The organism is Streptomyces arenae, from assembly GCF_022343545.1.
GTDB lineage: Bacteria > Actinomycetota > Actinomycetes > Streptomycetales > Streptomycetaceae > Streptomyces > Streptomyces humi.
Genome location: NZ_JAKQYH010000040.1, coordinates 1 through 13,319, shown reverse-complemented (window position 1 = coordinate 13,319; position 13,319 = coordinate 1). Strand labels below are relative to the sequence as shown.

Annotated in this window: 13 protein-coding genes and 1 pseudogene; 5 read left to right on the top strand and 9 right to left on the bottom strand. The window is 69.7% G+C overall.

Going from position 1 to position 13,319, the window contains the following annotated elements; translation table 11 throughout:
- Positions 1-60 precede the first annotated feature (60 nt).
- From MB828_RS16200 to MB828_RS16185, 4 genes are all read right to left on the bottom strand, one after another.
- On the bottom strand, positions 61-1,107 hold the full coding sequence (locus MB828_RS16200; protein WP_301648788.1) for a DUF1259 domain-containing protein: 1,047 nt from the start codon (positions 1,105-1,107) through the stop codon (positions 61-63).
- A 964-nt stretch (positions 1,108-2,071) separates the two neighbouring features.
- On the bottom strand, positions 2,072-4,357 hold the full coding sequence (locus MB828_RS16195; protein WP_301648787.1) for an NHL repeat-containing protein: 2,286 nt from the start codon (positions 4,355-4,357) through the stop codon (positions 2,072-2,074).
- Between the two features lie 165 nt (positions 4,358-4,522).
- Complete coding sequence (locus tag MB828_RS16190) at positions 4,523-4,780, bottom strand: hypothetical protein (protein ID WP_301648786.1); 258 nt, start codon at positions 4,778-4,780, stop codon at positions 4,523-4,525.
- Between the two features lie 105 nt (positions 4,781-4,885).
- Positions 4,886-5,989, bottom strand: coding sequence for a glycosyltransferase (locus MB828_RS16185; RefSeq protein ID WP_301648785.1), 1,104 nt, complete (start codon positions 5,987-5,989; stop codon positions 4,886-4,888).
- 570 nt (positions 5,990-6,559) lie between these two features.
- Here MB828_RS16185 and MB828_RS16180 point away from each other — a divergent pair.
- Positions 6,560-7,171 (top strand): hypothetical protein, encoded by a 612-nt coding sequence (locus MB828_RS16180; RefSeq protein ID WP_301648784.1) that lies wholly within the window; start codon positions 6,560-6,562, stop codon positions 7,169-7,171.
- A 232-nt stretch (positions 7,172-7,403) separates the two neighbouring features.
- Here MB828_RS16180 and MB828_RS16175 read toward each other — a convergent pair.
- Positions 7,404-7,616, bottom strand: a pseudogene (locus tag MB828_RS16175) (threonine dehydratase); the annotation flags it as partial.
- Positions 7,617-7,773: 157 nt separating this feature from the next.
- On the opposite strand from MB828_RS16175, the gene MB828_RS16170 reads away from it, so the two are divergent.
- From MB828_RS16170 to MB828_RS16160, 3 genes are all read left to right on the top strand, one after another.
- A complete protein-coding gene (locus tag MB828_RS16170; protein WP_301648783.1) occupies positions 7,774-7,989 on the top strand; it encodes a hypothetical protein in 216 nt (71 codons plus the stop codon).
- The gene (locus MB828_RS16165; RefSeq protein WP_301648782.1) at positions 7,949-8,212 is read left to right on the top strand and encodes a hypothetical protein; all 264 of its coding nucleotides are present in this window, start codon (positions 7,949-7,951) and stop codon (positions 8,210-8,212) included. Before MB828_RS16170 ends, MB828_RS16165 begins: the two co-directional genes overlap by 41 nt.
- Positions 8,213-8,753: 541 nt before the next feature.
- On the top strand, positions 8,754-9,011 hold the full coding sequence (locus tag MB828_RS16160) for a hypothetical protein (protein ID WP_301648781.1): 258 nt from the start codon (positions 8,754-8,756) through the stop codon (positions 9,009-9,011).
- A gap of 49 nt (positions 9,012-9,060) precedes the next feature.
- Here the strand turns inward: MB828_RS16160 and MB828_RS16155 are convergent, their stop codons facing one another.
- The 3 genes from MB828_RS16155 to MB828_RS16145 all read right to left on the bottom strand — a co-directional run bounded on the left by MB828_RS16155 (position 9,061) and on the right by MB828_RS16145 (position 11,937).
- Positions 9,061-9,645: a hypothetical protein gene (locus MB828_RS16155; protein ID WP_301648780.1), complete on the bottom strand. Its 585-nt coding sequence runs from the start codon at positions 9,643-9,645 to the stop codon at positions 9,061-9,063.
- The gene (locus tag MB828_RS16150) at positions 9,642-10,880 is read right to left on the bottom strand and encodes an IS701 family transposase (protein WP_301648779.1); all 1,239 of its coding nucleotides are present in this window, start codon (positions 10,878-10,880) and stop codon (positions 9,642-9,644) included. Before MB828_RS16150 ends, MB828_RS16155 begins: the two co-directional genes overlap by 4 nt.
- A 157-nt stretch (positions 10,881-11,037) precedes the next feature.
- Positions 11,038-11,937 (bottom strand): NmrA/HSCARG family protein, encoded by a 900-nt coding sequence (locus MB828_RS16145; RefSeq protein ID WP_301648778.1) that lies wholly within the window; start codon positions 11,935-11,937, stop codon positions 11,038-11,040.
- A gap of 105 nt (positions 11,938-12,042) precedes the next feature.
- Between MB828_RS16145 and MB828_RS16140 the strand changes: the two genes are divergently transcribed.
- A complete protein-coding gene (locus MB828_RS16140; RefSeq protein WP_301648777.1) occupies positions 12,043-12,792 on the top strand; it encodes a TetR/AcrR family transcriptional regulator in 750 nt (249 codons plus the stop codon).
- A 150-nt stretch (positions 12,793-12,942) separates the two neighbouring features.
- Here MB828_RS16140 and MB828_RS16135 read toward each other — a convergent pair.
- A partial coding sequence (locus MB828_RS16135) for a transposase (RefSeq protein WP_301648776.1) occupies positions 12,943-13,319 on the bottom strand: 377 nt, incomplete at its 5' end.

Sequence of the window (13,319 nt, the reverse complement as noted above, 5' to 3'; positions counted from 1 at the left end):
GACGACCATCGCCCTTCTCCGCCCCTGACCCGCAGGGTCCGCGGGACTTTCGGCGGGTAGTTACCCAGCACCCGTCCCCTTCATCGGCGCGACATTGGTGGCGTCCACGACCGGGCGCAGGCGCCGCGCCAGGGTCACGGCGTCGCCGACGGCCCAGTAGTGGACGAAGAACAGCCGGGGCTGGTCGTTGAGGTTGTGGTGGTGGAGCTCGACGAGGTCGGCACCGCCGCGCCGGAGTCCGGTGAGGACGTCCTGGACCTCGTCGGCGATCACGGCGAAGTCGCCGCTGACTGCGGCCCGGCCGCGACCGAGCGGCTGGAAGTTGAACGAGGTGGTCGAGCCGAGGCCCGGGGGAAGGAGGAGGTGGCCGTCGGTGATGGCCTCCCGGCGGACGAACGTGCTCTGGTAGACGCCGCTGTCGGCGGTGCCCTTCACCCCGAGCGCGGCGTCGATGGCCGCGGTGTCCAGGTCGAAGCGCACGGTGAGGGGCACGTCGGGGGACACGGCGAAAGCGGCATGGGCCTTCGGGAACGGGGTGGCGGTGCGGTCCAGGGCGGCGCGCAGACCGCGGGCGACGGCCACCGGGTCGGTGCCGTGGGCGTGGAGGTGACACCACCAGACGTCGGGCCGCTGGGCCAGCAGGTGCTTGTGGATCGCGGTCTGCCCGATCCCGTGCTCGTTGAGGGCGTCGCTGAACGGCTGGAGTTCGCGCTCGGTGACCACCGCGTCGCCCATCAGGAGCGAACTGCCGTCGGCGTACCGGACGAAGGACACATGGGTGCCCAGGGCGAGCGCGGGGTTGATCATGATGCCCCGGGAGACCACATGGAGGTCCCGGCGCAGCAGGGGCGTGTGGTACATGAACCGCTTCATGCCGCCCGGCGCGCCGAGGGCCGCGCCCACGTCCGCCCAGTCGGCGAGTTCGGTCATCACCGGCGCAACCGGGGTGTGGACCGGCTCGGCCCCCGGCTCGGCGGTCGCGGCCCGGGCGGGGGGAACCGCCCCGATCGCTCCGGTCAGTACGGGCGCAAGGGCGGCGGTGGCCAGCACGCGACGCCGGGACGCTGTCGGTCTGGGGTCGGCGTGCTGCTGTCGGTCATCGGTCATCTCATATGCCTCCTGGCGCGATGGAAGCACGGAAGGACACCCGAACCTGTGATCTGCACCGACACGTGGGCCCAGGTGGGCTAAGCGGGCTGGAGCGGTCGGATGAGCCCACCGCACTCCACCGGACGAGCCCGGGTCTGGCCGTACAGCTCGCGGACGCGCACCGCAGCCAGATGACTTCGGTGATTCTCCCGCCCTGATCTCCCGCACCCTCAGCGACCTGACCGCTGACGAACGCCACATACCGCGCTCCGTGTCCTTACCGGACGCCTTCTCCGTGCCGCTGGCCACCCAGGCGGCCGGACTTGCGGGGGCCCTGTGTCTTTCGTCAGGGGGCCATCGGGGTTGGCGGTCGGTAGAAGGCGCCGACCCGGAACGGCGGCTGCCATCGCCTCCGCCTCCCCGACCCGGCTGGGGAAGGACAACGCCCGCCGGAACCGCTCCTCGACTGCCGCGCGCACGAGGCCGGTCGGCACGGCTGCGATGTGCCGTTTGGTGTCAGTGGGTGGATGTCAGTGACGGCAGTCCAGAACTGGGTGACGTCGCTGGTGGGGTGCTGAGGAAGGGGCGTAGTCACTGTCGTGGGGCGGTTTCTGTAGCGGTGCGGCTGTCATGGAGCGGTGCACCTGACTCTGCTCCACTGTCTTGAGAACGGCACTTCTGATCCTCCCGAGGGCTGCACGGCGGCACGATGGTCCGTGTCGGTCTGGCGCGGGCGGAAGGGGGCGGGGAGGGGGAGCCGGACGCTTGGGGTGAGGTCACGACGGGGCTGAGTGCGTCCAGGCCAGGAACCCCGGCAGACTGTTCACCTGGCGGTTGTGGTTGTCGCCGTGACCTCCCGAGGTTGCGCCTCGGGAGGCTTTGCGCGGGTTGGCACAGGCGCGCCCGGATCCGCTGCGTCAGCTGGATCGGCCTACCCTGCTGGGTCGGCGTCGCGCGTACCGGTTCGGGGTGCTGTGAGGGGTTATGGCTCGATGGTGACGGTGGCGTTGCCGGTGGCGATGGGTGGGGTGCCGATGCGGATGCCGACGCGTACGGCGCCGCTCGCGGCGTCGGCTTCGACTTCCATCTCGGGGTAGAGGACGGCCCACTTGCCGGGGGCCAGGTCGAGGGCGGCGCTGCGGAGTGTCAGGGTGCGGTTGCCGTTGGAGCGCTGCCCGGCCAGTTCGGTCTCGCCTGCCGTGCCTTCGCTGGACATCATCACCCGGTTCTCGGTGAACCACAGGCCCTCGGGAGCCGTGAAGACGATGTCCGTCGCTCCGATGCGTGTCTGGCCGGTGTTGGTGAGGGTCATCACGACGGGGTAGGCCCATTGCTGGCCCGGGTGTACCCGTGCCTGGTCGAGCCGGCTCTGGACGATGCGGAGGGTGGGCGTTGCCGCGGTGCCGGTGACCTTGGCCAGGATCTGCACGGGCGCGCGGCGGCCGATGCTGGCCGAGCCGTCGCTCACGAGGCCGGGGGCGGCGCCGGGCTGCGCTTGCAGGCCGAGGCTGTAGACGAGGGTGCCGGCGTCGGTGTCGGCGGTGTTGAGGTGAGGGTTGTCGCGGATGATCAGGGTGCGGCCGGAGTCGTAGATCTCGTGCTCGAGTTCGCCGCTGATCGCGCCCTGGACGGTGTCGGGGTAGGTGTAGGTGGGCCGGCCGGTGAAGACGAAGCCGGTGGGGGCGGTGAACCGCTGGGTGATGATGCCGGGGTTGACCGGCTGGCCGACGGGTGAGACGAAGCGCAGCAGGACCCGCACCGACTGGCCGGCAGCGGCCTCGGGAATGTTCTCCTGGTAGACGGTCAGGGCGGTCTCGTCGGCGACCGGCTCGGGGACGACGACGGTGACGGGCAGGGTGAAGCTGTTGTCCTTGAGGTTGAGGTCGCCGCCGTACTGGATCTCCAGCGTGGACTCGTAGGTGCCCGGCTTGGCGGTGTCGACGGCGCGGATGCGGAACACGCCGTCCAGGGAGCCCTTGTTGGGGGCCAGGTCGGTGCCGGGGAAGGTCCGGGTCAGACGCCGTCCGTTTGTCTCCTGGGCGCTTTCCAGGCCGTCGGCCAGGGTGAGCACGACCGTGATGTGCTCGCCGCTGGCGATGGCGGGGCCGCGGTTGTGGATCCGCGCGCCCAGGTCGAACTCCTGGCGGCGGGGGACCATGACGGGCAGGACGAGCTCGCCGTACAGGTCGGCGATGGGCGGGGGCGGCGGGGTCATGGTCGCCGCGGCGAACACCTTGCGTACGCGGTGGTTCGCTGAGTCACCGATGTACAGGTCACCGGAGGGGGCCACGGCCACGCCGTAGGGGTAGTAGAGCTGCGTACCCACCGCGGGGCCGCCGTCGGCGATGTACCCGGCGATGCCGTTGCCGGCGACGGTGGTGATGGTCCCCTGGGGTGTCACCTTGCGCACCCGGTGGTTGTGGCCGTCGCCGATGTAGAGGTTCCCGGCCCCGTCCACGGCCACGCTCGAGGGGTAGTGCAGGGTCGTCGCGACGGCGGGGCCGCCGTCGGCGATGTACCCGGCCTGGCCGTTGCCGGCGACGGTGGTGATGACCCCGTGGGGTGTCACCTTGCGGACCCGGTGGTTGTAGCGGTCGGCGATGTAGAGGTTCCCGTCCTCGTCCACCGCCAGTCCCCAGGGGTAGTAGAGCTTGGTGGCGACGGCGGGGCCGCCGTCGGAGACGAACCCGGGCTGGCCGTTGCCGGCGACCGTGGTGATGATCCCGTCGGGTGTCACCTTGCGGACCCGGTGGTTGCCGTAATCGGCGATGTAGACGTTCCCCGACCTGTCCACCGCCACCCCGATCGGGGCGTTGAGTTTGGTGGCGACGGCGGGGCCGCCGTCCGAGACGAACCCGGCCTGGCCGTTGCCCGCGACCGTGGTGATGATCCCGTCGGGTGTCACCTTGCGGACCCGATGGTTGGAGTAGTCGGCGATGTAAAGATTGCCTGCCCCGTCCACCGCCACGCCATGCGGGTTGTAGATCTTGGTGGCGACAGCGGGGCCGCCGTCGGAGACGAACCCGCCCTGGCCGTTGCCCGCCACCGTGGTGATGGTCCCGCCCGGCGTCACCTTGCGCACCCGGTGGTTGCTGGCCTCGGCGATGTAGAGGTTTCCCGAGCTGTCCACGGCCACGGAATGCGGGTTGTGGAGCTTGGTGCCGGCGGCCGGGCCGCCGTCTGCGACGAATCCTGCTTCGCCGTTGCCTGCCGCTGTGATGATCGTACCGTCGGGGTAGGCCGCTGCGGCGGGGGTTCTGGTTGTCATTGCTGTTCCTCCTGTTGTGGCGCGGGGCACCGGCGGCAGCCGGTGTTCCGGCATGTCCGGGCGGGCACCCGGGCCTCTACGACCGCGCTCGGCTGTGTGCGGCGCGGAGTGTGAAAGGGACGCCTCTTCGCGAGGCACCCGAGGCAGCGGCCGGGGAGGCCGGCGTCAGGAGGCCTCCACCCGGACGCCGGCCGTGTTCCGCTCTGCTGGCAGCCGGGCAGCCAGCCGCTGCGGCGCGAAGGGGACCGGACCGTCGGCGAAGGCGGCGTCCATCCGGCGGCGTGGCAGGAGTTTGCATACGGACACCCCGGCCATGAGCAGGGTGGTGGCCGCGACCACGGTGGCGAGGGTGTCGAAGCCGGAACGCCGCCGAGCGGACAGCGCGGAGGCTCCGCCGGCTCCCAGGGCACTGGCCAGTGGCACGCCTGCGTACACGGATCTCCCGTCTCGTCTCCCGCCCGTCATCGCCGCACGGCGCTACCGCTGCTCCGGCTATATGGGTCGGCGTTGTGGGCAGTGCCGGTCCCGTCAGGTCGCGCACCAGCGCTCCTCACGCCGGCGGGCCATGTCCCACAGGGAGCGGACATACACGGCATGCTGGAACAGGTCGTAGGTCAGCTCGACGGCGAGCGTGCCGGCCAGCAGCTGGGACCTGAAGCCGGCGCCGCGGGCGGTGACGACCTTCTCCGCGACGAAGATGACGCCGATGGCCAGCCAGAACGGGGAGAACTCGGGACGGCCGCGGGCGAGCATCCACACGGTGAAGGACAGGTACATCGCCAGGGCCAGCACGGACAGTCCCATGAGGCCCTGGCGCACGATGTAGGGGGCGGTGACGCGGGTCCAGCCGTAGTCCCGCAGGTTCTCCAGTGCCCCGCGCTGCCAGCGCATCCGCTGATGCCACAGCTTGGGCACAGTGGTCATCACCTCGGTGACCACCCGGCACCCGGCCGGTGAGACGGTGCGGTAGCCGAGGGTGCGTACGGCCTTGGTGATCTCGTCGTCCTCGGTCAGCGAAGCCAGCGAGTAGTACGAGACGCCCCCGCCGATCAGCCCGTCCAGCCGGGCCTGCCTGATCTGCCGCAGCGTCGAGACCCGGAACAGCGTCGCGGTCCCGGTGAGCACATCGGCGCGGTAGCCACGCCGGGCGATCTCCCTCGCGTAGCGCTGGAACTCGATCCGCTGCAGGGCGCCGAGCAGTCCGCCGCCCCGCTCCCCGTAGAAGATCCCGCCGACCGCCCCCACATCCGCATCCAGCGCCTCGATGGCGCTGGCGATGAACGACGGGACCAGGGTGGTGTCGGCGTCCTGGACCAGCGCGAGATCATGGTCGGCCAGGCCGTTGAGGACCTGGTCCAGGGCCTGGTTGAGGGCCCCGGCCTTCTTGTGCCGGTTGCCCGCGGAGGCGACCACCCTCGCCCCGGCCCGCCGGGCGATGTCCGCCGTGGCGTCCGTGCAGTTGTCCGCCACCACCACGATCAGGTCCGGGGCCCGGCTCTGTATCCGCAGGGCGGTGATGGCCGCACCGATCCGGCCGGCCTCGTTGTGCGCGGGGACCAGCGCGACGATCCGAGGCGCGGCCTTGTCGCTGGGTGACGGCCGCCATCGGGCATGACGTGTGCGTCTTCGCATAACCGTGCTCCTGAACCGCACGCATCACCGAGCGCACGAGGGGACTGTGCCAAGAGAGAAGGACAGCGCGACGTCCGCGGACGCGTTCGCCCGTCGATGCGACCCCGTGGGAAGTTGGGCCCGTCGCACACGCCGTAAGCATCACTTCCACCACACACAGCGACCTCAGGGACCGATCACCCGGACGGCGCGGGGCCTGTCGAAACACGACGCCGCGCGTTTCCCACTCCGGCGCACAACCCTCTGGCATATTCACGCCCCGCATTTGGCCCAGCCCCGACTACGGACCGGCGATCAAGACGAACAGGCATTCACTGGACCGTCCGCCGCTGCCGGCGCCGCCAAGAGCGCCACCGGATCCGACTGCCAGAACGCAGAGCGACCTGCACCCCTGACGTCTCCCTACGGAGAACCTGCGTGGATGGTGAGGGTTCGTGCCCGAAGCCAATGGCGCCTTCTGGGTGCGCGAGCCTCACCGGGTCTGAGGGCTGAGCTGAGCTGAAGGAGAGGCGGCCATCCGAGCCCGCACCTACCCTGGCAGGTGTCAGACGCCCTAGCTCCGAGGCCTGGATGGACCTTCTCCTGCGCGTCACCCTTGATGAAGTGGTCGCTGTCTGGCTCGGCGCTGAGGCTCACTCCGATCGGTTCGGCGCCCTTGTGGGCAGTCTGCTGCAGCGCGATGCTCTGCCTGCGGCGCTCGTGACCAGCCCGGACCTCACCGACGGACAGGCGAATGCCGCTCGGCTGGGTCTGCTGCGCGAGTACCGCGGATTCGACCAGGCGGACACCTCCTTCGAGTCCTACATCGGAGGGCTGCCTGTACGGGATCTGGGCTGGTGGCGGGTGCGTATCGACGCGGCTGATGTGGCCCGAGTGCACTACATCAACTGGGACTACTGGGTGCAGGCCACCGGCGGAACGAGGCTGGCGGCCACGTTCGCGTCGGAACAGCCGACCGGGCCGGATGGGCAAGAGGCGTTCTACACCGCGTTGCGGGATGCCTTCGTGGCAGGCGCTTCGGTTCCTGAGATCATTCTGGTCGATTCCGGTCCTGGCACGCGGCTCGTCGTCCTGGAAGGCCATGTACGGGCCACGGCCATGGCGATGGCCGGTGCCAGCCTGAAGGAGCGCACGGCGCTTCTGGGACGCGGCGAGGTGGTCGCCCAGCAGTGGTTCTACTGACCCGTCGGCGCCCCAACACGGCGGCCAGGCCAGATGCCCGCGCGGCACAGGCCGGCAGACGCGCACAACCAGCCCGGAACCACCGGACGCACTGCGGGCATCGGTCGGTCGCTGGATTGCCGGCGCCCAGGTGTGTTGCAGAACGCTGCTGCGACCGGACGGCGGCCGTGCCGGGGGTGAACCAGGCCTGGGCCAGGACACGACCGTGCCGTCGAGTGGCGGCCGAGACCGGGTCGAGGCTGTCTTCGACCAGCCGGATGCCGTCGTACCGTGCGATGGCCGCCGCCCGCTCGCGGGCCATCTCGGGGTCGCCGTCCACCAGCTCCAACACGGCATCCAATGCGCGGATGCGATCAAGCTTGGACCGAGTCGCAAAGCGGGATGCCACGACGGTGACGTCGAGCCCCCGGCCGCGGCCGGACCACACGAGGGCTTGGCCGAGGGTTGACGGGGCCGTCTTCAGCTGGGCCCGGGCGTTCTACCAGGATCTCGCCCGCTGGGCCGCCGAAGAGCCGGCGCGGTGGGGCCCGTGGGTCGCTCCCTGCCCGGTCCGCGACAGCGATACCGACCACAGCAAAAGCCGCGCCCGCCGCAAAGCGGCCATGGACCAGCGCACCCGCACCCTCCTGCCCCCGCTCCCCGCCCTGGTCAAAGCCGTCGAGCGCCAGCTCAAGGACGCCCAGACGTGTCTCGCCACCGGGCGGGAGACCATGGCTGGAGCCCCTTTCATCACCCCGGCGGGCGAGACCCTCCTACGCCGGGCCGGGGTGTCGTCCCGTGTCTACGCCGACTATCCAGTCACCGGCCGGCGCCGTTGACCTGACCGTCGAGGAAGAACGCGCGTTCTGGGCCTGGGCCATCGTCGAGGTTCTTCGCCACACCGGCATGCGCATCGAGAAAGCACTGGAGCTCACCCACCACAGCTTCGTCGCCTACCAGCTGCCCGCCACCGGCGAGATCGTGCCCATGGTGCAAGTCGCCCCGTCCAAGCTCGACCAGGAGCGACTGCTGCTTGTCTCGCCAGAACTCGGGAGGTGCTGACGGCGATCATCCACCGCGTCCGGCGCGGGCAGCAGGCCATGCCGCTGGTCGCCGCCTACGACAGTCTGGAACGGCTCTGGAGTGCGCCGATGCCGTTCCTCTTCCAGCGCCGCTGCGGCCCGGAGGACCGAGCGATCCCGCGCAACTACATCTACACCTGCCTCAACGACGCCCTCACCGCGAGTGGACTGATCGGACCAGCCAACGAGCTACTTCGGTACACGCCGCACGACTTCCGAAGGATCTTCGTGACCGACGCCCTCCGCTCCGGGCTACCACCGCACATCGCCGCCCGTATCTGCGGCCACCGGACGGTCGACACGACTCTCGGATACGCAGCGATCTACCCCGAGGACGTCATCAACCACCACCGGTCCTTCATCGCCCGCCGCCGGTCGCTGCGGCCCAGTGAGGAATACCGCGAGCCCACCGCACAGGAGTGGCAGGACTTCCTGGCCCACTTCGAGCTGCGCAAGGTGGCGCTGGGAGTCTGCGCACGCGACTTCGGCACCCCCTGCGTCCATGAGCACGCTTGCATCAGATGCCCCGTCCTGCGGCCAGATCCCGAGCAGATGCCCCGCCTGGAGGAGATCCACGCGAACCGCTCGACCGGCTCCAGGAGGCCAAGGAACACGGTTGGCTCGGCGAGGTCGCCGCGATCGAGGCAAGCCTCGCCGCCGCCGAGCAGAAACTCGCCGCCATGCGCGCCCTCGCAGCCCGGCACACCGCAGTCCACCTCGGCATGCCCGATTTCCGCACCAGCGCCGGCCGACTCACCGACCGCCCTGACAGCGGCTGACAGCCGTCCGACCACGGGCTCTTCGCCCTTGGCTGCCCTGGTCTCAGGCTCAAGGCGGCAGGACCTCGATGATTTCGGCGATGCCAGCGGCCGGTTGGGCCTCGTGCATGATGATCACGTCACCGGGCTTCAGATGCTGCCATCGCTCGGGCTGCAGGGGAGCCAGGCGAACGTCGGCTGTCTCTCCAGGGCCAAGCTGCGGCTCGAACTCCACCCAGAGCCGCGCGATATTCAGATCTTGCTGCCCGTCTGCGGTGCGGTGACCGATGTCCCACAGAGGTCTGAGCTGGCCGTCCCCTGAGAAGGCACTCTGGCGTCCGCCCTCGTCGGCTCCCAGGAGGGTCAAGGTGGCACGGATCGTGCCGTGTTTGACTTCCCAGCGCCGCCACTCGCACCAACGGCGGCTGCGGTCGAGCATCATCTGCCGTGCAGCCTCGGAGAGCATCTCCCAGAAGGTGATGGATACCGGATGGACATCCGCGATCTCGATGAGCACATCGAGCGCCATCTCCCACTCCTGGAGCTCGATCTCCTTGCGAACATCTCCAACCGTCTGGCCGTTCTCCGCCATGGCGTCCGCCGGCAGTACGTCAACGGCCAGCCTAATACTCCAGCTGTAGATCGTGATCTTCATGTCTGGGGTGCGGCTTGCCGCCGGTAGTGACTGGTGCGTGATCGTGCCTGGTGACGGCGGCGCCAGTCGGACCAGGCAAGCTGGTGGGCCGCGTCGCGGACGGGCCGGACGACGAGCGCGATGAACAAGCGGCAGATCTCGTTGCAGGACAGCGGGATCAGGTCGTCCGGCGTGGGTCGGTGTGCGTGTTCGCCGGCGCGGACCACGGCGAGGAAAGCATGGGCCAGCATCGCGAGGGTGACCCCGCGGGCCCACGAGGGGTAGCGGCGGACCTGGTGCTCATCCAGCCCGGCCAGTCCCTTCTCAGTCTGGAAGGTCTCCTCCACCCGCCATCTGGAACCTGCGACCTTGACCGGGGCGGCCAGAGATGTCGGCGTGGTGGAGTGGCAGCGGTAGTAGGCGAGTTCACCGGTGCTGCGGTTGCGGCGGATCAGCAGCTGGTGGCGGCCCGGAGCTGCCTCGGCGAGGTCGATGACGGCCCGGTCGCAGAACCGCTGTCCCTTCGCGCCGCGTCCGGCCGAGAGCTTCTGCCAGGCGCGCTTCGGCACCTTCCGCGCCAGGGCATCGGCGCGGATCTTGCCTGCGCTGGTGGGCACTTCGGCCGAGCAGGGCACCGCGAGGACATAGCCGATGCCGCGTTCCTCCAGAGCCGTACGGAGTCGTGGGCTGCCGCCGTAGACCTCGTCCCCGGTGACCCAGCCGACGTGGTGTCCGGCGTCCAGGAATCGTTCGATCATCACCCGGGCCAGTTCCGGCTTGGTCGCGAAGACGGTGTCCTCGCCGAGCCCGGCTGCCCGGCAGCGGTCCGGGTCGCACGTCCAGGAGCGCGGGACGTACAACTCCCGGTCCACCGCCGCGTGTCCGCGGGCACCTGCGTAGACGAGGTAGACCGCGACCTGGGAGTTCTCGATCCTGCCGGCAGTACCGGTGTACTGGCGCTGGACGGCGACGGTGTGGGTTCCCTTCTTCACGTCGCCGGTCTCGTCGACGACCAGGACGGCTGCCTCGTCGTGAAGGTGCTGGACGACGTATTCGCGCACGTCGTCACGGACGGCATCGGCGTCCCAGACGGCCCGGCACAGCAGATGCTGCATGCCGTGCAGGCTGGTCTCTCCGGCCCATTCCGCGATGGTCCAGCAATTCTTGCGAGGCAGGTCCGACAGCAGACCCAGTACCAACCGCCCGGCCCGCAGGCGGGGTTCGTACCGGGCGAAGCGGCCCGCGATCCGCCCCATGGCGACCTCGAACGCCTTCCGCCAACGGGCGGGATCTATGCTGTGACCTGCGGCCACCGTCTCGTCGTTTCTCCACACAACTTACGATGATCAACGGTGGCCGTACCCGTCCACGCACCGGCCCTCACCAGCAAGATCACGACCAACAGCTGGAGTTCTAGGCGGATTCGAGGAGTCGCTTCTGCAGCAGGATGGCGCCGGATTCGGCGAGCCAGTCCGCGAGCGTACGCAGACCGGGATGGATGATGCGCAGCGCCTCGATGTCGGCGTGCCAGCGTGATCCGGCTGCCCAGTGTTCCCGGACCTGGGCGATCTCGGGGTTGAGTGCGGTTGCCTCGGCGTGGGTGATCTGCTCGTAGCGAATTGCGGCACCGGTGGCCTCGCTGATCGCGGCGACCGCCTCGGCCGGGGTGGGGGCATCTCCGGCCAGTTCCAGACTCCGTCCCGCAAACCGGTCCGGCTGGTCGAAGGCCAGCGCCGCGAACTCGGCGATGTCCTCCACCGCGATGATCTGGACAGGTTCATCCGGCGGGAAGATGTGCCGGTGCACGCCGTCGACAATGCCGTCGATACCGATGGGCGTCGAACCGAGATAGTTCGACATGAACCGCACCGGACGCAGCACGGTCACTGACCGGATCCGCTCACGCAGGTAGTCCTCGATGCGCTTCTTCCCCTCGGAGCCACCCGGACGCCCCGGAGTGGATGCGACCCCCGTGAACACGACGTGCTGGACTCCCGCCGCGGCCGCAGCATCGGTCAGCGCCCGGCCACGGGCGAACTCCCGTTCCACCCCGGAGCCGGCCGGCCCGAACGCCACGGGCGGTATGGCGAACAGTGCCGCTGCTCCCTCCAGCGCAGCGGGCAGGCTCGACGGGTCGTCGAAGTCGCCGCGCACGAGCTCCGCACCCGCGGCTTCAAGTGATTTGGCGGCGGGTGCGCTGGTGTCCCGCACGAGCGCGCGCACCGGCCTGCCAGCCGTCAGAAGCCGGCGTGCGGTGGCTCCGCCCTGCCGACCGGTCGCACCGGTCACAACGACCAAGTGGTCAGTGGTCATGTCGTCCTCCGCCCCGGGATGGTCGGTGGGTGCGGTGCGGTTGGACCCGGGGGCGATGTGGAATGCTCCACCCGGTTGAGTGGCACGGACAAGGGATTACGTGACATGACCGCAGTTCCCCAGGACGCGAGCCGGGCCGATGCCCGCCGTAACCGCCGCAAGGTGCTCGCCGCCGCTTCGCAGGCGTTCGACGAGCACGGCCTGGACGTCTCGCTCGGCGCGATCGCACGGCAGGCGGGGGTTGGCGCCGGCACCGTGTACCGGCACTTCCCCAGCAAGGAGATCCTGCTGGAGGCCGTACTCGCCCAGCAGCTCGACGACCTGGTGGAGACCGCTCAACAGTGGGCGGCCCGCACTGACCCTGCCGCGGCATTGTTCGGCTTCCTCCTGGATGTCGTCGACACGTCCCACGGGCGCAAGCCCGCATGCGACGCCTTGACCACGCAAACGAGCTGGCCACGGCCGAGCCTGACCGCGTCGGCGCGACGGTTCCGCCAGGCACTTGACCAACTGCTCCGCGCAGCCCAGCACGCCGGCGGCGTCCGTACCGACGTCAACACGGACGATGTCGCAGCCCTCACCGTCGGGTGCGCGACGATATGGGCCGCCCACCACGACCGGAACGGCGGCGCCCGCATGGTGCAGCTGGCACTGGAGAGCCTGCGGGCTCCCTCATTCGTCACGCAAGAGCGGGGCTTTCGTGACACCCCCGGCACGCTTCACGCAGCGTCGCGGTGCGAGGAATGCGGGGCCCGGCTCGAGGCCCGGTCCACTGGCCGCCCTGCGCGCTACTGCGGAGCGACCTGCCGACAGCGAGCACATCGCCGCCACCTCGGCACCGCAACGCTTTCCTAACGGAAAATGCGTCCCTGAAATCCGAGGCGCCAAGCAGGACGGTCCCACGGCCGAGGTTGCTGTTTCGATCCCGAACCAGCCATAACCGGCGGCAAGCCGCATCCCAGACATGAAGATCACGATCTCCAGCTGGAGTACTAAGACGTCATTTCACTTGGTCAGTCGGCGGTGACATATGAGGGTCGCGGCGATGGCTGTGAAGGCGAGGAAGTGTTCCGGCTTGCGCTCGTAGCGGCGGTGCAGACGGCGGCAGCCGGACAGCCAGGACACGGTCCGCTCCACCACCCAGCGGTGCCGGCCCAGCCGCCGGGACGACTCGATGCCCTTGCGGGCAAGGCGGTGCCGGATGCCGCGGGAAGCGAGCCATCGCCGCAGGTGGTGGTAGTCGTATCCCTTGTCGCCGTGCAGCTTGGCGGGCCGACGGCGCCTTGGGCCGCGACGTGAGCGAATGGGTGGGATGCCGCGGACCAGCGGGATCAGTGCCTGGCTGTCGTGGAGGTTGGCGGCGGAGATGCCGATCGACAGGG

Bases quoted from the DNA above. Each gene is read 5' to 3' on its own strand.
- MB828_RS16200 (WP_301648788.1), bottom strand. From the start codon at position 1,107: ATGACCGATGACCGACAGCAGCACGCCGACCCCAGACCGACAGCGTCC.
- MB828_RS16155 (WP_301648780.1), bottom strand. From the start codon at position 9,645: ATGAAGATCACGATCTACAGCTGGAGTATTAGGCTGGCCGTTGACGTA.
- MB828_RS16185 (WP_301648785.1), bottom strand. From the start codon at position 5,989: ATGCGAAGACGCACACGTCATGCCCGATGGCGGCCGTCACCCAGCGAC.
- MB828_RS16160 (WP_301648781.1), top strand. From the start codon at position 8,754: ATGCCCCGTCCTGCGGCCAGATCCCGAGCAGATGCCCCGCCTGGAGGA.
- MB828_RS16195 (WP_301648787.1), bottom strand. From the start codon at position 4,357: ATGACAACCAGAACCCCCGCCGCAGCGGCCTACCCCGACGGTACGATC.
- MB828_RS16180 (WP_301648784.1), top strand. From the start codon at position 6,560: ATGGACCTTCTCCTGCGCGTCACCCTTGATGAAGTGGTCGCTGTCTGG.
- MB828_RS16150 (WP_301648779.1), bottom strand. From the start codon at position 10,880: ATGGGGCGGATCGCGGGCCGCTTCGCCCGGTACGAACCCCGCCTGCGG.
- MB828_RS16140 (WP_301648777.1), top strand. From the start codon at position 12,043: ATGACCGCAGTTCCCCAGGACGCGAGCCGGGCCGATGCCCGCCGTAAC.
- MB828_RS16145 (WP_301648778.1), bottom strand. From the start codon at position 11,937: ATGACCACTGACCACTTGGTCGTTGTGACCGGTGCGACCGGTCGGCAG.
- MB828_RS16170 (WP_301648783.1), top strand. From the start codon at position 7,774: ATGGACCAGCGCACCCGCACCCTCCTGCCCCCGCTCCCCGCCCTGGTC.